Here is an 18,165-nt window from a genome sequence, read left to right on the forward strand (position 1 = left end):
TGGTCGCCTGTTCAAGCCCCGTGTCTCACGTCCCGTAACCACGACGGGGCGAGGCCAGATCGGGCGCGGTCAGCCCGAGGCTGCCCCTCGAAGGCCGTACCGTTCGGCGGCGCGCGCCTTGGCCTTCGCGGCCTCCACCTCGCGGTCACGGGGAGGCGCCTTCGTCACGAGGCTGTCCAGCAGGGTTCGGGTGGCCGCCGTGACAGCGCGGATCGCCTCGCCGAACGCCTCCTCGTTGGCCGCGGACGGCCGTGTCGTGCCGCTGACCTTGCGCACGTACTGGATGGCGGCGGCCTCGATCTCATCGTCGGTCACAGGCGGTTCGAAGTTGTGGAGCACGCGTATGTTCCTGCACATCCCCCTACCATGCCAGGCCGGGCGGACACCGGCAGATGGGTTACCGATGATGCCCGCATTGTCGATGTATGCCTTCTCCCCCCGACGCCTGGGAGCCTTCGTGCGTGGCGGATCAGGGTTCGATCGGGCGGACCCGATCGCGGTACCGCTCATAGAGGACCCGGTTGTGCGCGTCGCCCTGAGCGAGATTCGCGGAGATGTGGACGGGCGGATCGATGCCGCGGCCCAGCAGTTGGCGGCAGACCAGTTCGGTGAGTAGCTGCGCGATGAGGACTCCGGTGAACGACGAAACCGCCCCTATCCGAACTCCTGGGGTGATCTCCAGTGCCGCATCCCCCGCCGGAGCGTGGTTGTCGATCACCACATCCGCCAGGTCAGCGAGATGCGATCCCTGTGTCGAACGGGCGCCGGCCGAGCGGGTGTGTGCGAGTGAGGTGACCGCCACGATCGGATGCGCGCGCTCGCGGGCCAGCGCGGCCATCTCGATGACGGCGGCGTTGATGCCGGAGTTGGAGACGATCAGGAAGGCATCGTGCTCGGAGGGTGCGGCGAGGTGGTAGATCTGCTCGGCGAGGCCGGACTCGCGCTCGTACGTCGGATCGAGGATCGGCTTCGGGTCGGCGCCATCGAACATCACGAGGTCCTTGACCGCCAGCATGCTGACGGCGGCAAGCCCGCCGGCACGCGCCGCGAGTTCGAGGGTGACGATCCGCGAGTGGCCGGTCCCGAACGCCTGTAGGACACCACCTGCGGCGATGGCGTCGGCGACGATCCCGGCCGCTGTCTCTATGGCGTCGAGCTGTGCTGTTAGGACCTGTTCGAGTGCGGTCCGGGCGATGTTGGCGTAGGCGGGCTCAGGCACTGATCCTCCTGGAATGTTGACGGTCGCGGGCGGCCGCTACGGCGGCCTTCACGGCGGCCTCGGCGACGATCTCGCCGCTGCCGGAGGTGACCGGACTGACATAGGTTTCGTAGCAGGGTTGCGTGTCACGGGTGGGTAGGTAGCCGAGGTAGCCGTTGGCATAGCCGAGGACGACGATGTCCCCTACCTCGTCTGGCGCTGCCGACCGGATCGTTTCGCCCAGCTCCAGGAACAGTTCGCCGGGAACGGCCACGACCATGACCCCGTCGAGGTCCACCGCCTCCACGCCGATCACATACGGTTCCGTGCGTTGCCGGGCGGCCTGTTCCTCCGCGATCCGCAGCCCCTGTTGCATGACCCAGTGGATGCGTTCGTTTCCGGCCCCTGGCTGCGGCGTCTGACGCACGGCGACGTCGAGCTCCGCTGGCTGTTTGGGCGCCAGCGTCACGGTTCGCGTGACCGGCGGGCGTACCGGCGTCGCGGTACCCCTGCCGACGCGCGGCGACACCGGTTCGGCCCGGTCGGCCAGCCAGGCGCCGAGCCGGTTCACCTCGTCAAGCCCCCGCCCCTGACGGGTGTGCCGGGTACTGATGTTGCCGGCCGCACCGGTGGCGACGACCACCCACCTGTTCGGTGTGGACAACGCCCGGCGGATGCCGCCGTTGAGGTCCGCGCTCACATGGTTGTTGTCGGCGGGAAGGATGGTGGGGTGGACCGGTGAGACCACGACCAGCCCCACCACGTCGATACCTGCGGTGACCACGATGGTGTCGACGGGAATGTCCAGGGGACTCGGGTCGGCGATGTTGCGGTGGCCCGCCAGCTTGGGGACCATCGTACGGGCGGAGCTGAGTCTGGCGGCACGCTCGGACGCCATGGCGGACCGTGCGGCCACGAGCGACGCGGCTTCGAGCCGGTCGGCGACGTGCCGTGGCGTGGCCTCGCCGCCAGGGCTGCAGCCCGCCTCCGGGCTCGCGTGGGTGTGGGTGGCGGCGACCCAGCAGGACTGCACGCCGATGTCTCGCATGGCGGTCCGGATCCGGTCGACGACGTCGACGTTGACGCAGATCAGGTCCGCGACCACCAGTGCGAACCGGTGGCCCGCGTCGGCGAAGGTCACGACATGGACCTCCAGCGGGTCGAGCACGTTCTGGACGCCGTCGGAGCGGTCGGCGTAGCCACCCATGGGTTCTCCGGGCACGACCTCGAGCCGCGCCAGTCCGTGGCCGACCCTCATGCGTCGCCACCGGGTTCCTGGGCTGCCAGCAGGCGGGCGTACGGGGCGGCGCCGCTCAGGAGCGCGGGACCGCCGTCGATCGGCTCCGCTCTGGGTGTGACCAGGGGCAGCCCTCTGGCCTGAAGTTCGGCCGACAGTGCCTGGTACAGAGCGTTTCCGAGGGTCAGCAGCCGTCCGCTGAAGGACACCCGACGTGCCGACCCGCTGAGATCGAGCCGGTCGGTTGCCGCCTGCGCCACGTCGGCGAGGTCGGTCGCGGCCGTGGCGCAGATGCGGCCGGCCACCGGGTCGGCCTGGGCGGCCGCGTCGAGCACCTCGCGGGCGAAGGCCGCCGTATGCGAGATCATGGCGGGGTCCCGGTAGTAGCGCTGGAGTGCGGCCAGGTCGACGCCGCCGAGCGCCGCGACGAGACGGTCGACCAGCACGGTTGCCGGCCCGACCTGGTCGTACGAGGCGGTCGCGGCGCGCATCCCCGCCAGCCCGATGGCGTACGCGCTGCCGCGGTCACCGAGGTGGGGACCCCATCCGTCGAGCCGGGCGTGGTCGCCGTCGGCGTTCACCGCGAGCACGGTCGTCCCGGTACCGGCACACAGCAGCACGCCGGGACCGCCGAGAGCGCCGGCGTGCGCGAGGATGCTGTCCTCCACGACCACGGCCGGCCCGCCGAACTGCCGCTCGAGCGCGACGGCGAGACGCCGGCGCTCGGCGTTCTCCCCCGGTACGCCGGTCAGGCCGGCTACCACGCCCGCCACCTGCGCGGGAAGGGAGATCGTCGCCGCGGCGCCTCGAATGGCGGCCAGGATTCGGTCGACGCCGTCCTCGTGGGGCCGGTAGGTGAAGCCCGGGCCGACGCCGAGCTGGCGGCCCGCCGGGGTACGTAGCAGCAGCCGAAGCTCCGACTTGCCGCCGTCGATGGTGATCGTCGTTGTCAACGCGACATCCCTGCGGTCAGGCCCGCGACGATCTGCTTGGTCGCGAGGGCGAACACCACGGCCAGCGGGACGAGGGCGATCACGAGTCCGGCGAACAGGGTGCCGCGGTCGGCGGCGAACTCGCCGAAGAACCGGGTCAGCCCGACCGGGACGGTGTACTTGTCGCCGCTGCGCAGCAGCACCAACGGATAGAAGAAGTCGTTCCAGGTCGGCGCGAACTGGAAGACCGTGGCCACCGCGAGCGCCGGCCGCATCAGGGGCAGGACGACCGATACGAACAGTCGGCCCTCGTGTGCCCCGTCGATCCGCGCGGCCTCCTCCAGTTCACCGGGTAGTCCCCGCATGAAGCCCATGATCACGAAGACCGAGAACGGGATTCCGCTTGCCGCGTAGAGCAGCACCAACCCGATCCGGCTGTCGATCAGACCCATCGACTGGAACATGTAGAACACCGGCAGCAGACCGAGCTTCGCGGGAATCATCAACCCGGACAGGAAGAACGCCGCGAGCAGGGCGCGGCCCCGGAACTTCCACCTGGACAGGGCGTAGGCGGCCATCGCCGACACGCTGACGCAGAGTGCCACCGAAGCGCAGGTGACGGTCAGGGAGTTGATGAAGTACGTCGAGATCGACGCGGTCTGCCACGCGCGGGTGTAGTTGCTCAGGTCGAAGGAGCTGGGCAGGCCGACCGGTGCCTGGAGGATCTCCGCGTTGGGCCGCAGCGATCCGATCAGCACCAGCAGCAGCGGACCGAAGGCGATTCCGGCGTAAGCCCACAGGACGAGCTGGCTGCCGGCGGTGCGGAGCAGCGACCGCTGGCGGGTGCCGCGCGGGGCTGGGAGGTCACCCCTGGTTTTCCTTGCCTCCCGGGGGGCGGCGCGCAGGGTGTTCATCTAGTGGACCTCCCGGCGGCGCAGCGCCCGCTCCAGGGCCAGTGAGACCCCGAAGATGAGCACGAAGATCAGCATGGCCAACGCCGAAGACTCTCCGATCGCGTTGCTGCCGCCCTGGAAGGCGGTCCGGTAGTAGAGCAGGCCCAGTACGTCCATGGCGCCGCCGGGTCCGCCGTCGGAACCGCCCAGCGCGTAGACGAGGTCGAAGATGTTGAAGCATCCGATGAACGTCAGCACGGTGATCACGCCGACCGCCGGTATCAGGAGCGGGAACCGGATGCTCCAGAACGCCCGGGTCGCTGACGCCCCGTCCATCGCGGCTGCCTCCTCCAGCTCCTGGGGGATACCGCCAAGGGCGGCGCCGAAGATGAGCATCGGTCCGCCGATCCACTGCCAGGCGTTGACCAGGATCAGTACGGGCAGGGCGAGGTCCGGCTCACCGAGCCATGGACGCGCCCATGCGTCCAGGCCGACCGCTCTGAGCGCGAAGTTGATCGGGCCGAAGGTGGGGCTCAGCAGGAGCGACCAGATGTACCCGACGATCAGCGGGCTGATCAGGTAGGGAAGCGAGAAGAGCGTCTGGAACAGCCGCTTGCCCCGGGGACTGCGGTGCAGGAGCACCGCCAGGCCCAGGCCGATGGTGTTCTGGATCGCCATGGTGCCGACGAAGAAGAGGACGTTGTGCCCCAGCGCGGCGGGGATCTCGTCGCGTAAGGGATAGCGGGTGAAAATCTCCTGGTAGTTGCCGATTCCGATGAACTCCCCCTGCCGGGTGCCGTCCCAGTGGAACAGCCCGTAGTAGAAGGCGGTGACGAGCGGTACCACGAGGAAGAGGCCGTAGAGCGCGAAGGCCGGCAGGCAGAAGGTCGTGATCCATCCTGCCGAGACCCGTCCTGCCCGACGGCGTGACCGCCGGGCAGGACGGACCGTCAGTTCTTGGGCCGGAACCACTGATCGACCCCTCGTTGGATGTGTGCGGCGGTGTCAGCGGCGGTGCTCCGACCGAGGACGTAGTCGGAGAACGCCTCGGAGGCGAGGTCCCAGGCGGTGGGTGTGCCGCCGGAGAAGTACGCGTAGGTGACGTAGGGACTCGGGTTCGCCTGGTATTCCTTCAGCGCCTGGGCCAGGAGTTCGTCCTGGGGCTCGACGCCCGGTACCGGGGAGATCTGTCGGAGCTCGGTGGACAGGGCCCGGCCGAACTCCTCGGTCGCCATCCACCGCACGAGGTCCAGCGCCGCGTCCCGGTGGGGCGACTTCGCCGAGACGCCGAACGACCCGTCGACGTAGCCGGGAACCAGCGTCTTGTCGACCGCCGCGCCGGGCGCGGGCGGTACGTTGAAGATGCCCAGCTCCAGCTGCGGGTTGGCCTTCTTGAACCCGGCGAGTTCCCACACGCCACCGGGGAACGCGGCGGCCCGGCCGGAGGTGAAGAGTGCCTGCGCGTCCGTGTAGCTCACCCCGGACGCCTGCGCCGGCCAGTACTTCTTGGTGCTCTTCCAGGTCTCCAGGGAGTTCACCCAGGGCGCACCGGTGAACTTCGCCGAGCCGTTGAGCATCGTGGTGAGGTAGTCGGGACCGCCGTACGTCGTGGCGCCGAAGATCTCCTGCTCGATCGGCAGCATCCACTTGTCGGTGACGGTGTTCGCCAGCGGGGTGACGCCGGCCTTGCTGAGTTTGTCGAAGCCCGCGATCATGTCCGCCCACGTGGTGGGGGCGGCGATGCCGTTGTCGGCGAAGATCTTCTTGTTGTAGATGACGTGCAGCGTCTGGAGCGCGAACGGAACGCCGTAGACGCGCCCGTCCTTCTCGCCCTTCGCCCCGTCGAGGATCGGCTTCGGGAAGCCGCTCAGCTTGTCGACCTGGTCATCGAGGGGTACCAGGCTGCCGGCGCCGACCAGCGGCTGGAGCAGTCCGTAGGAACGCAGCTGCGCGACGTCAGGGCCGCTGGAGTCGGTGAGGCCGGTCTTGAGGATCGTGTCGTACTCGGTGCTCTTGTAGGGGAGGTACTCCACCTTCACGCCCGGGTGGGCCTTCTCGTAGATCTGGAAGATCTTGCGGTACGCCGCGACATCCTCCTGCCGCCAGCCCCAGACCTTCAGGTTGACGGCGTCGCCGCCGCCCCCGCTGCCTGGCGCGCACGCAGTAAGGGCGAAGGCGAGCAGCGCTGCCGCCCCCAACACACCGCGTCTTCTGGGCATCGCATCTCCGATCGTCGTGGCCGCCACCCGCTGGACGTGGCGGACGAGCCGAGGTTAATACTGGTATAGACCGGGGGTCAATGGTTCCGCTGACCTCACCATCCGTCGGGGCAGTTGCCCGTACGATGGCTTCAGTTGCCTAGGAAGGGGAGCGGGTCCGTGCCAAGGACGCGACACGAGCCGAGCGACGGGGCGCTTGAGTCTCTGCCGGTGGAGCACAACGGCGGCAAGGGCGAGCACATCAGAGACGTCCTCACCGCCATGGTCCTGAACTCGCGGGACGGTGCGCTGCTCCCCTCGGAGCGGGTCCTCGCCGAACGGTTCGGAGTCGCCCGGATGACCGTCCGGGGCTCCATCGACGCGCTGGAGTCGAAAGGAATGGTGCGGCGGGTGCCCGGGCGTGGGACCTTCGTGCAGCATCCCACGCTGACCCACTCGGAGATCTTCCGCTCGTTCAGCGAGGACATGCGGATGCGCGGCATGACACCGGGTGCCAAGTCGTACCGCGCCCGCACCCGACCGGCCACCCGCCTGGTCGCCGCCAGCCTCGACATCGCCCCGGGCGACCCGACCCACTACATCGAACGGATCCGTACGGCGGACGGCATTCCGATGGCGCTGGAGCGGACGAACCTGGCCGCAGCGCGGTTCCCCAACCTGCTGAAGGTGATGGAACGCGACGACTCGCTGTACGAGGTTCTGGGCCGCGCGTTCGGGGTGCGGCTCGAATCGGCGCGGCAGACCGTCACCATCGCTCGGCTGACCGACACCGAGGCGAAACGGCTCGAAGTCGCCGAGGACGCCCCGGCGTTCCTGATCGAGCGCATCTCGGTCGACAACATGGGGAAGGTCGTGGAGTACGGCCGCTCGCTCTACCGCGGCGACCGCTACGCCATCCAGATGCACGTCAGCCCCCCGTCCCAGGGAGGCTGACGCGCATCCGGCGGCCGGTCAGCCGAGTCCCGTGAGGTAGTGCGCCTCGAGTTCGGCCGCGGTCAGGGCACGGCCGTAGATCGCCGCCTCGTCGAGGTCGCCCTGCAGCCGCTGGTACGTGTCGTCCCCGCGGCCACCGAGCTTGACGCTCGCCGTACCGCTGCCCGGCGACACCGACGTCGCGGCGCTGTTGTCCGCCACGCCGTCGAGGTACACGGTCAGTCGTGAACCGTCGAAGACGGCGGCGACGTGGTGCCACTCGTTGGCCGTCAGCCGGGTACGCCCGGTCACGAGGCCATACCCCTTCCCGGCGGCGCCGAGCGACCACGCCTGCAGGACGCCGTCAGCCACCCGCAAGGCGTACCCGTTGATCGCCGGCCCGGTGTAACTCTCGATGATCGCCTGTCCCGGCGCCGGAGCGAGCGTGTCGAGCTTCACCCACGCCTCGAGGGTGAAAGCGCCCTGGAGGTTGGTCCGCGGGTTGCGCGGCGCCTCGACGTAGCCGGCGGAGAGATCCGCCGCCCGGTCACCGGTGATCGCACCTTCGGCGCCCGGATGGGCGCCGGCCAGGTAGGTCCCGTTCTCCCCACTGGGAGAGCTGTCCACGGCGATGTTGGAGCCGGGCACGTCGCCGAGGCGCCAGTAGCCGGCCGGGTCGGCCCCGGTCACGAGATTCGGGTAGTTCTGCTCCCCCACCAGGATCGGAAGCGACACGGTCACCGGTGACACGCCGTCCTTGCTGAAGGACACCGTGACCTGGTAGCGCCCTGGCTCCGCGCCGGCCGGAACGGTCACCTCCACCGGCACGCTCGCGACGATGGTCCGGCCACCCGGCTGGGCGCGGAACACCTGCGTCGCCGGGTTGGTGGCCCAGCCGTCCGGCCCGTTGGCGGTCACCTGGCCACTGAGCTGGTGATCCGCGAACACCTCGAAGGCGACCTGGAATCGCTTTGTCTTGCCGGGCGCGATGAGCGACCCGGGCGGATCGACCGAGACGGTACCGCTGAACACGTCGGAGTAGTGCGGGACGATCTCGTAGACACGCGGGGCCGCGCTGCCCGACGCCCACCGGACCCGTACCGCGCCGGCCGCCACGTTGGCCGCCGGCACCTTGGTGAACCCGCCGGCGAGCGGTCCGAGATCCACCCAGGCGCCATCGACCAGCGCCTGGATCACGCCGTCGGCGGGAGCGGTCGCGTCCTGCACCACGGTCACCGCGGACAGCCGGTGCGGCTTGGTGATCGGAACCGTGATCGCATCGCCGTCCTGCGGCTTGCCGGCCGCGACGTAGACCGTGTCGTCGCGCCGGTCGGTCAGGTTGCCCAGCGCCGACCCCTGGGCGGCAGCCGGTAGGCCAGTGGGGGCCCCGAGGTCGCCGTACCAGCGGTCACCGATGTAGCCGTCGCTCTGGGCCGCCGAGAAGCTGAGCAGATCGTCGACCGGACCGGGACTGATCTGGTGCCACGTCCTGTCGAGGATGCCGCGGGCACCCGACTGATCCCGTCGTGCCAGCCAGGCGGCTTCGCCGTTCCCCCGGTCCTGCGCCCGGAGGATGCCGACGGCCGCCCGACCCGCCCGGCCGGTCGTGCCGACCCGGTCCAGCCAGGGCCCGATCTGCTCAAGCAGGCGAGGGTTGTCGAGCTGCGCCCGGAGCATGGTGGGGAGTTCCTCCAGGCGGCGTAGCTCGCGGTCGAGCTGGTCGAGTTGTGCACCCACTGCTCGGCCCGCCGAATAGTCGGCGATCAACCGGTTGATGAGCGCGGCGAACTGCGGCCTAGCGGTGTTGTCCAGGGCGCTGGCCTTGTTGTTCTCGGCGAAGAGCCGCAACTCCTCGTACGCGTCACCGCCGAGGATCTGAAGGGTCCGCGTCCATGAGCGTTCCGCGTCGTAGGCCCCGGGGTTCCAGGCGTAATCGGCCTGCGTACCGAGTGGGATCTGCGAGGCCTCCTGGTGCTGGACGAGCTCGTTGAACGAGATGCCGACGACGTCGTCCGCCATGCCGGCGTCACGGTTCACCAGTGGTCCCAGCAGCAATCGGTTCGGGCTGTAGTCGTTGACCGGGTAGTTGTCCCAGATCATGATCCGGTGCCGCGGCCAGACGTCCCGCGCAGCCCGGAGGTCGTCCTCGGTGATGCTCGGCGACACCACTTCCGGCCCCGTCCAGTAGAGGTCGACCTCGGTGCTCACCAACTCGTCGAACCGGCTCTTGTACGGGGTGGACGTCATGCCCCAGTACTCCGTCGGCACGGTCACCAGACGGGCGGCGCCAGGGTGCCGTTCGATGAACTCGTGCTGGACCAGGTTGGTGACCCCGGCCTGGGCGGCCGCAAGCGGCGACGGACCGCCCTGGTAGGCGTCCCGGTCCTCCGGGCACGCGAAGTTGCCGGACACGTCGTCCCAGGCGAGCACGTAACTGCGGACCCCGATCTCCCACAACTGCGCCAGGCGGGCCAGCAGCTTGACCCGATCGGCGTCGCGAACGTGGCAGATCCCCTGGCCGGGCGCCAAGGGCGCCTCCGGCGAGATCCGGTACACAAAAGCGACATGATGGGACGCCGCCAGGTCCACAATCTCCTTCAGCCGGCTCAGTTCCGCCTCGTCGTACACCGAATCCCACTTCGACCCGGTACGCAGGTCGTCCGCCGGTCCGTAGAAGAACTGGTTCATCTTGTACCGGGCCAGGAACTCGATCTGCGAACGCCGGTCCTCCTGCGACCACACCGGTCCGTAGAACGACTCCATGCCACCACGGACCCGGTAGCCCGGCCAGTCACGCACCACCACACCGTCAACGGCCACCCGGGAGCCCTTCGACACGAGCAGCTGACGCAATGACTGAACCGCGTAGAAGGTGCCAGCGCCGTCCACGCCCGCGAGGACGATCCGCGCTCGACCGGCCCGGTCGTGCCCGGCCGCCAGCACGTATCCCTCAGCGGGCAGTTCCGCCGGCCCTTCCGCCCTGAGATCGCTCAGCGCGGCGGTGGTCGCCGACGTCTCGTTCGGGCCGCCGAGGAAGATCACCGGACGCGAAGTCGACCTGTCCGCGCTGCCGACGACCCTGGCGGTAACCCCCCACGCCCGGAGCACGTCCACAAGGGTTTTCCGGGCCGCCGGATCGACGGCCGCGCCGGCGACGACATCGACGTTGTCCGGCAGGACGACAAGTCCCGGACGCGGCTCCACGCGCTGCGGAGCTGGAAGAATACGCGCCGCGCCTATCTGGTCAGGAGCCTGGGCCTCGCCCCGAGCTGCCGGAGGATTCACCAGGCCAATGGCAAGGGCGACCGATCCGGCCAGTACTCCGGTGCGGCGACAGCCACGAAACAAGCGCGACCGAAACATCGAATCTCCACTCATGATGTGGGCCGGCCTTGGTTGTCGGCAGGCGTCCCGGCATGGCGCGCGGTGAGCGGACCGCCGCAGGGACTGACCGACACGAAGCCCGGCGGTCTGGTCAGGTCGGGGCGAGGCCGGTCGTCGGGGTCGGGGCCGACGCTCGCACGCAAGGGCCTCCCGGAAGATCGATTGCGACCGGGTGGTCTATACCAGTAACGAGCATCCCCGTCCCGCCTGACCACGTCAACCCCCACCGACAAACGGCAGGTGCCCTCGCACGGCTTCGAGCAGTTCGAAGGCCTGCCGTCGGCGCGGGCACACTCCGGCGCTACCGCAAGATCCCGGTCCGCGGCCAGCAGTCGCAGCGGCTCCGGACGATGCCCGATCATGCATCCCGGTCGGGCCGCCGACGGCGAGCAGAAGCGTGGTCACTCCGCGTAGCGAGCCGATGACAACAACCCAGTCGACCTTCACGATACTGGCCTAGCCCAGTATTCGGTCGTGCCGGCAACAACGGCCGGGCCCCAAGGGAGCCTCAATGCGTATCCCGCCCATCCCCCACAGCCAGGGCCACGCGGCATTGCTCGCAGTGCTGGTCACCCTCACTCTCGTCGTTCCGGCCGTGCCGGTCGTGGCAGGCCCGAGCACGCTCACCGCCGCGGCCGAAGGCCCCAAGGAGCTCATCGCGCAAGGATTCGCGGACCCGGACGTGGTCCGGATCGGCCAGACGTGGTTCGCCTACGCCACCAACGACTTCAGGCACCTCCCGGCAGCCAGCTCGCCCACCATCGACGGGCCGTGGCAGGTCCTCGGTGACGCAATGCCGGGCGGGCCCGGCAGCTGACGGAAAGTCCGAGCTGATCCAGATCCAGGCGGACGGCCAGATCAAGGCCTGTCACAACGACCTCGCCTTCGCCCCCTCGCCGTACGGCAATTCCGTCATCATCGCGACCGGGTTCACCGACCCCGCGAGGGTACGGTTCATGGATCTCGACGGTAACGGCCGGTCCGAGATCGCTCTGATTCAAAGCAACGGCCAGATCAAGGCCTGGCACAACTACAAGGGCTTCGACACCATGCCGTACGGCGCCGCCCAGCTCATCGCGACCGACTTCCCGGACCCGGCCCGCGCGATCTTCATCTGATCCGGTCGGCCCACGCGCCGACATGATCGGGACCCGCCACCCTCGCTGGGTGGCGGGTCCCGATCACGTGCATCCGGATCCCGTAGCGGCCGCCCGCCATAGAGCGACCTGCCGAACTCGACCACGTTCCCCATGTCGTCGAGCGCGCGCTCGACCAGGAACGCATGGACCAGGCAGTCGCCGGCCGCGATGTGAAGGCATTGCGGCGAGGTTCTTGGTGGCTGCCAGGCAAGTCGGGTGTCAGCCGGTCGTGCCGATCGAGTGGTGTTGTGCGATCTCGTCGGCGGTGAGGGCATGGTCGTACACGGCAACCTCGTCGAGCAGCCCGGCGAGCCTGGTACCGGCGTCGTCACCGCGGGCCCCGAGCTTGAGGCTTCCCGCCCCGTCGGTCGGGCTCACCTTCGTGGCGGCCGAGCCGTCGAGCCGTCCGTCGACGTAGACCGAGATGGTGGACCCGTCGTAGACCGCGGCCAGGTGATGCCACTCGTCCGGCGAGACCACCGTCTGCCCTTCGACCGACGCCAACTGCCCGGCTCCGCCCAACGTGAGGGCGCTGATCCTGCCGCCGGGCAGGACGCGCAACAGGTAGCCGTTGTAGGCGGGTGCGTCGTACTTCTCGGCCACGCTGTACTGCCCGCAGACGTCATTGAGCTTCACCCATGCCTCCAGGGTGAACGAGCCGCTGACGCTCAACGAGGCCGAATCCGGTACGGCGATGTAGCCACCGGTCAGCTCGGCGCCGGTGTCCGGATCGCCCGTCAGCGCGCCTGGGCGGCCCAGTGTCACGGCGTCGGTGTAGGTACCGCGGTTGCCGGAGCCGGAGGAGTCCTCGGCGCTCGTGCCGGATCGCTCCCCCAGCCGCCAATAGCCGACCGGCTTGTTGGCCAGCACCTGCGCCGCATAGGCCGTCTCGCTGGTGACCGCCAGTTGCTGAGTCGCCGCCGGCTGCGCCGGGGCGGGGCTCGCCGGAGCCGCCGACGCACTGCTACGTACCGGACCGGGCTGCTGCGCGCTGGGCGACTGTCCGGGGTTGCCGAGCACACCCTTGATGTAGTGGGAGTCGATCTGGGCCGGGGTCAGGGCCTTGTTGTAGATCGCGACCTCGTCCAGGCCGCCGACGAAGCGGTCCGCCGCGTCGTCTCCACGCGCTCCCAGCTTGAGGCTGCCCACGCCGTTGGTCGGCGCCTTGGCCACCGGGGTGGACGTCTGCAACTGCCCGTCGAGATAGGTCCGCAGCGTCGTTCCGTCATACGCCGCCGCCACGTGATGCCATTGCACCTGCTCGACACTGCGAGGGCTGGCCTCGCCGGGCTGCGCCTGGTCGGCGATCGTGAGCGCCTGCAGCTTGTTGCCGTTGATCAGGCGCAAGGCGTAGCCGTTGCGCGACGGCAGGCAGTCGCCGCCGTCGTACTTCTCGACGATGCCCTGCGGCCCACCCGCGGCGTCCTTGACCCAGGCCTCCAGCGTGTAGGCGCCGGTGAGGCTGAGCGAGGCGCTGTCCGGGATCTCGACGTAGCCGTCGTCCAGGCGGGCCGCGGCGTCGGCGGAGTCGGCGATCGCCCCCTGCTGGGACCGGACGACGCGGCCACGGTAGGCGCCGTTGTTTCCGTTGCCGGAGGCATCGGCCACCGGCTGGTCCGCGGCGTCGTCGAACCGCCAGTAGCCCACCGGCGCGTCCCGCTTCACCAGCGCGGCGTAGTCCGCCGCGTCCGGCCGGGCGACCCGGACCGACAGCGAGGTGGATCGCGCCGTTCCGCCGGATGGTCGGGCGACCACGTCGATCCGGTAGTTCCCCGGCGCCGCGTCAGCGGGTACCTGAACCGAGGTCGCGAGGTCGGACCAGGTCAGCTTCTGGTTGCTGCTCACGCTGAACGGCAGCTTCGAGTCGCGGACCGTCCACCCGGCCGGAACGCCGACCTCGACGGTGCCGCTGACCCTGCCCTGCCCGAGCGCCTCGACCTCCAGGTCCAGCGCAGACGTCTCACCGGGCTCCAGCAACGGACGCGGGGTCGCCACCTTGATGGCCTCCGCGCTCGGCGCGTCGGCCACCTTCGTCGTCTTGTACGTCGCCCGGACCGTGACCGCCGCCGTCGGCCGGCCGAGGTCGACCAGCTCACGCGCGGCGTCGTGCGTCACCGCGCGGCCGTCGACGGTGACCGCGGTCAGCTGGTGCCCGCGCGGCGCGCGCAGGTGCAGCACCACGTCCGTCAGCGGTGCCCGTCCGGCGACCGCCTGCGGTGGGTCGACCCGCACGGTCAGTCGACCGTCCGCCAGCTCCGACGTGGAGGTGAAGCCGACGTTGCCGAAGGAGGTCGGCAGGTCGGAGACCTCGATCCGCTCCCCGTCCGCGAGCCAGGGCCGGGGCGTGGCCGGTGCCAGGTGCAGCCGGGTCGGCACGCCGTCGGCGTTCAGGTCCTCGCTGACCAGCAGACCGCGCATCGCCTCCAGATAGGTGGCGTTGTTCGGCGACAACGGCGGCCAGTACTGCGACCGGTAGTACTCACCGAACTGCGGGCACGGCGAAATCGTGGCACCCTCGCCGCCGACGAAGGTGTTCGGCGTGAGGTCGTGCGCGAGCATTCCGTAGAAGCTCAGGTCGAGGCGATCGGACTCGGCATTGTCGGCCAGGAATCGCATCAGCGAGTAGCCGTACTGCTGGTCGATGCCGCTGGACTTGTACCCGGGCACCGCCGGCCACTGGTTGGGCCGGAGGTTCTGGCAGACACCGGGATCGGCGCTCGACAGGTTGAACCTGGTGAGGCCGAGGAACAGCGACCCGTGCTTGTAGAGGTAGTCCCGCAGCCCGGTCGCCGTCGCACTGCCCGGCTCGAACAGCCCGGTCGCGAGTGCGTACGGCATGATCAGGTTCCAGTAGCTGCCGAGGAAGTCGGTGGTCACCTTGTCGTACGGCTTCGACGAGGCGGGGTCCAGCAGGGCGATCGGCACGAACACCGAGCCGTCCGGCAACACCGTCTTCGACTTCTCCACCGCCCTCAGCAGCGACGAGCGCAGGCCGGCCGCCTCGTCGAGGAACGGCGTCGCCTCGTCGCCACGGCCCGTCAGCCGCAACGCGACACCGATGTCGCGTAGCCCGCGCCAGACCTCGGACTGGTGGTGCAGGCCGTAAACCGGCTCCGGGATGTCGGAGGCGTAGCGGGTCTTGGCCAGCAGACCGTTCGGGTCCGCGACGCGTTGCCGCTTGAAGTCGGCGAGCCAGTCGCGGAACGTCGGCAGGTTCTCCTGCAGCAACGACGCGTCGTTGGTCTGCAGGTAGTACGTCGCCACCGTCTGCAGCTTGATCCCACGCTCCCAGGACACGAAGAAGCTGCCCTGGCCGCGGCGCAGCATCTCGGTGAGGTTCGCGCGCGCCTTGTCCTGGTAGCCGAAGTCGCCGAGCGAGGTGACCGTCGCCGCGATCTCCGGCACCCAGGCGAAGGACTTGTCCAGCGACTCGTAGCCGTTGCCGACGGTCAGGTTGAAGCCCATCACCAGGTTGTTCAGCAGCGTGCTGCGCATGGCGTCCGCGGCGTACTTCTCCGGGATCTTGACCTTGGCGCCGGCGTTGAGCTGCGCCGTCCAGTAGTTGCTGGTGCGGGACTTCGCGGAGTCGTACAGCTTGGCGGACGGGCGTACGGCGGCGAGCTCGGCCGGCTCGTTCGGCACGACCAGGTAGAACTCGGCCTTTCCGCGGCTCAGGTCAGGCGTGAAGGTCAGGTCGGGCGCAGACCAGGTCGCCGCGCCGCTGTACGAGACCACGGTCTTCCCACCGACGGTGAGCAGCCCGGGCTTGGCGACGACGTCCGCCACCTTGTCGCGGCTCAGGTTGAGCCGGAGCCGCGGGTGCGCGTTCGCCGGCCCGTTGACGACGAACCGCAGCATGCTGACGGCCGGTCCGCCCGGGGTGAGCGCGGTGACGAACGACTCGCGCTCGTAGCGGACCCCGGCGGCGTCACGGTAGGAGTTGGCGAGGATCGGCAGGTATCCGCCGGTCAGGCGTGGCTCGTCCGACCTGGCCTCGGCCTGGCCGTAGCGCTCGGCGCCGTCCGCGCCGACGAAGAAGCGGACGCGCTGGGTCGCCCGCGAGTCTGACCACTGCGACATCAGCTCGCTGCCGTCCGCGACGTGCAGCGAGAAGTTCCGCTCCTCGGCCCACCGGGTCGGGTCCGGCGCCGGGTAGGTGAAGGGCAGGTAGTACCAGGGCGAGGCCGCGTCCGTCGTACCGGCGTGGTTGGCCGGCAGCAGCAGCGGCTTGACATTGTCCAGTGTCGGGCCGTCCGGCAGGCCGAGCAACTTCTCGCCCCACTGGTCGGAACCCTGGTTCAGCGCGTGATTCACTCGATCGGCGTAGCCATCGGGCAAGGTCAGGTCATCGCGGGAGCCGCGCTGGTGGCTAGCCGTCGTTGCGCTGGACGTCTGTTGGCCGACTGCCTGGATGCCGGCCGCCTGGACGTCGGCGGATGCCTGCACCAGCAGGCCGGTCGTCAGCGTCACCACCGTCAGCAGCGATAGCGCCGATCTCGATCTTATGCCCATTTGATCCACCTTCGCGTGGAGTACTGCCCGGAATACTGGACTAGTCCAGTAACTTTGGGGCATCGTCCTCGTCGATGTCAACACGTTCTACAGGTCTCAGCAGCGGTCAGGATCCTCAACGAGGCGCCGATCTCGATTCCCCGGCTCGACGGCCATCGGCTGGTACGGGGGTCCTCGGTTGCCATTACGGCTGGTACAACTTGCACCGGCTGCACAGCAGCCTGGGCCACCGCAGTCCCGCCGACCACAAGGCCGCCCTGGCGGCCTCACCACCACACCGATGGTGTCCGCCACAGCGGACCAAGCTCAAACCACAGGAGTGTCAGAAGGTATGGACGGAACTGCAGGCAGCCCGTGGGCGGTGACCGGCCTGGATCCACTGGCCGGGCGGGTGTTGGAGCACCTGGTGGCCGTGCCGTCGGCGGACGTCACCGAGGTGGCGGCGGCGGTCGGGGTGTCCCCGGCGGAGGCGGAACGAGCACTGCGGCACCTTGCGGACTCCGCACTGGTGCTGCAGATCGACGGCACGGCAGCGCGATGGGCGGCCGGCCCCCCGCGCTCATCGCTCAGCGCCCTGCTGGCCCGGCGGCGGGCCGAACTGGCCCGCGTCGAGGGCCTCGTGGAGCGGCTTCACGAGGTGTACGAGGCGGTGTCCGGGCCGCGCGCTGCGCACCTGGTGGAGGTGCTGGAGCGCGAGGATGAGGTGCCGGCGCGCTACGGTCAGCTGCTGAAGGGGAGTTCGGTCGAGGTACTGCATCTGGCCAAGCCGCCGTATGTGACGGCCAAGCAGGCGTCCGTCGGGGAGTCGGGAGTGGCGCCCGGGGTGCGGATGCGGTCGGTGTACGAGACGGAGGGCTTTACCGACGCGGTGTCGCTCAAGACGGCGCTGCGTGGGACGGGTCAGGGCGGGGAACTGCGGCTGGCGTCACGGCTGCCGGTGAAGTTGGTGGTGTTCGACCGGGCGGCGGCTCTGCTGCCGGTGCGGGGGGACCGCCCGGCGGCGGGTTCATTGGTGGTGCACTCGCCCGCGCTGGTGGTGGCGCTGGTGGCGCTGTTCGAGAGCGTGTGGGAGCGTGCCGAACCGGTGTCGCTGGCGAGCCGACACGATGGGCCGGCCGCGAAGGGCAGTCTGACAACCGTGGGGCCGGACCGGCGAACACGGGAAATCCTGCACATGATGGCAACCGGAATGAAGGACGAGGCGATCGCCCGCGTGCTCAAGGTGAGCCGCCGTACCGTGCAGAAACATGTCAGCGATGCGGGTTCCCTGCTCGGCGCCCGGACTCGGTTCCAGATCGCGCTGCTGACGGCGGAGCGGGGGTGGCTTAAGGAGTCGGTGAGGACCGCCCCTCCTTCATTCTCGGCCATGTCGGCCCGAGCCTCGACCGAGGCTCGTTGAATTGCGCAGCCCCACGTCAAGGCTCACGGCCACCGCATGGTCTCCAAGGGTCACGACCTTTGGTGACCAAGCGGTGGCCGTTACGCCCTCTACCGGGGCGGACGCCGGTTACGACCGTTGAGCCGCATCCAGGGTGGCGTCGCTCGCGGCGTCGGTCACGACGTGACGGTCGTTGGGGGAACCGTCCTGCTGCACGCCGGTGACGACCGTCTCCCAGGCCAGCGTCGGCCCGCCGCCCATCATCCTGGCGACCTGGCGGGAGGGGCCGTGGGCGCCCACCTTGCGGGTGCCCTTCGCCGTGGCCTTGCTCAGGGCCCTATGTGGACGACCCGATCAGCGA

14 protein-coding genes are annotated in these 18,165 nt (G+C 69.5%); 4 read left to right on the forward strand and 10 right to left on the reverse strand.

Annotation, left to right across the window (positions count from 1 at the left end; all coding sequences use genetic code 11):
- Positions 1-69 precede the first annotated feature (69 nt).
- From B0E53_RS00870 to B0E53_RS00900, 7 genes are all read right to left on the reverse strand, one after another.
- Entirely contained in the window at positions 70-357 is a 288-nt protein-coding gene (locus B0E53_RS00870; protein ID WP_107074164.1) for a DUF2277 domain-containing protein, read from the reverse strand.
- Positions 358-469: 112 nt separating this feature from the next.
- Positions 470-1,219: a sugar isomerase domain-containing protein gene (locus B0E53_RS00875; protein WP_107074165.1), complete on the reverse strand. Its 750-nt coding sequence runs from the start codon at positions 1,217-1,219 to the stop codon at positions 470-472.
- On the reverse strand, positions 1,212-2,405 hold the full coding sequence (locus B0E53_RS00880) for a hypothetical protein (protein WP_146167531.1): 1,194 nt from the start codon (positions 2,403-2,405) through the stop codon (positions 1,212-1,214). The genes B0E53_RS00875 and B0E53_RS00880 overlap by 8 nt, the downstream gene beginning before the upstream one ends.
- A 47-nt stretch (positions 2,406-2,452) precedes the next feature.
- A complete protein-coding gene (locus B0E53_RS00885) occupies positions 2,453-3,388 on the reverse strand; it encodes a BadF/BadG/BcrA/BcrD ATPase family protein (RefSeq protein ID WP_107074167.1) in 936 nt (311 codons plus the stop codon).
- A complete protein-coding gene (locus B0E53_RS00890; RefSeq protein WP_107074168.1) occupies positions 3,385-4,281 on the reverse strand; it encodes a carbohydrate ABC transporter permease in 897 nt (298 codons plus the stop codon). Before B0E53_RS00890 ends, B0E53_RS00885 begins: the two co-directional genes overlap by 4 nt.
- Positions 4,282-5,106, reverse strand: a complete 825-nt coding sequence (locus B0E53_RS00895) for a sugar ABC transporter permease (RefSeq protein WP_246835141.1) — start codon at positions 5,104-5,106, stop codon at positions 4,282-4,284. It abuts the gene before it with no gap.
- A gap of 104 nt (positions 5,107-5,210) precedes the next feature.
- The gene (locus tag B0E53_RS00900; protein WP_107074169.1) at positions 5,211-6,479 is read right to left on the reverse strand and encodes an extracellular solute-binding protein; all 1,269 of its coding nucleotides are present in this window, start codon (positions 6,477-6,479) and stop codon (positions 5,211-5,213) included.
- 159 nt (positions 6,480-6,638) lie between these two features.
- Here B0E53_RS00900 and B0E53_RS00905 point away from each other — a divergent pair, with 159 nt between their 5' ends.
- Complete coding sequence (locus tag B0E53_RS00905; protein WP_146167532.1) at positions 6,639-7,412, forward strand: GntR family transcriptional regulator; 774 nt, start codon at positions 6,639-6,641, stop codon at positions 7,410-7,412.
- A gap of 18 nt (positions 7,413-7,430) precedes the next feature.
- On the opposite strand, the gene B0E53_RS00910 is transcribed toward B0E53_RS00905, so the two are convergent.
- The gene (locus tag B0E53_RS00910) at positions 7,431-10,769 is read right to left on the reverse strand and encodes a beta-N-acetylglucosaminidase domain-containing protein (RefSeq protein ID WP_107074171.1); all 3,339 of its coding nucleotides are present in this window, start codon (positions 10,767-10,769) and stop codon (positions 7,431-7,433) included.
- Positions 10,770-11,286: 517 nt separating this feature from the next.
- Here B0E53_RS00910 and B0E53_RS00915 point away from each other — a divergent pair.
- Positions 11,287-11,592, forward strand: coding sequence for a hypothetical protein (locus tag B0E53_RS00915; RefSeq protein ID WP_107074172.1), 306 nt, complete (start codon positions 11,287-11,289; stop codon positions 11,590-11,592).
- A gap of 139 nt (positions 11,593-11,731) precedes the next feature.
- Complete coding sequence (locus B0E53_RS37230; RefSeq protein ID WP_168215161.1) at positions 11,732-11,893, forward strand: hypothetical protein; 162 nt, start codon at positions 11,732-11,734, stop codon at positions 11,891-11,893.
- Positions 11,894-12,133: 240 nt separating this feature from the next.
- Here B0E53_RS37230 and B0E53_RS00925 read toward each other — a convergent pair whose 3' ends face one another.
- On the reverse strand, positions 12,134-16,426 hold the full coding sequence (locus B0E53_RS00925) for a LamG-like jellyroll fold domain-containing protein (RefSeq protein ID WP_246835148.1): 4,293 nt from the start codon (positions 16,424-16,426) through the stop codon (positions 12,134-12,136).
- A 361-nt stretch (positions 16,427-16,787) separates the two neighbouring features.
- On the opposite strand from B0E53_RS00925, the gene B0E53_RS00935 reads away from it, so the two are divergent.
- Positions 16,788-17,825, forward strand: a complete 1,038-nt coding sequence (locus B0E53_RS00935; protein WP_246835142.1) for a LuxR C-terminal-related transcriptional regulator — start codon at positions 16,788-16,790, stop codon at positions 17,823-17,825.
- A 108-nt stretch (positions 17,826-17,933) separates the two neighbouring features.
- On the opposite strand, the gene B0E53_RS39980 is transcribed toward B0E53_RS00935, so the two are convergent.
- The gene (locus tag B0E53_RS39980) at positions 17,934-18,068 is read right to left on the reverse strand and encodes a hypothetical protein (RefSeq protein WP_281492819.1); all 135 of its coding nucleotides are present in this window, start codon (positions 18,066-18,068) and stop codon (positions 17,934-17,936) included.
- Positions 18,069-18,165: the final 97 nt, after the last annotated feature.

Source organism: Micromonospora sp. MH33, from assembly GCF_003013775.1.
In the GTDB taxonomy this organism is placed as follows: domain Bacteria; phylum Actinomycetota; class Actinomycetes; order Mycobacteriales; family Micromonosporaceae; genus Micromonospora; species Micromonospora fulviviridis.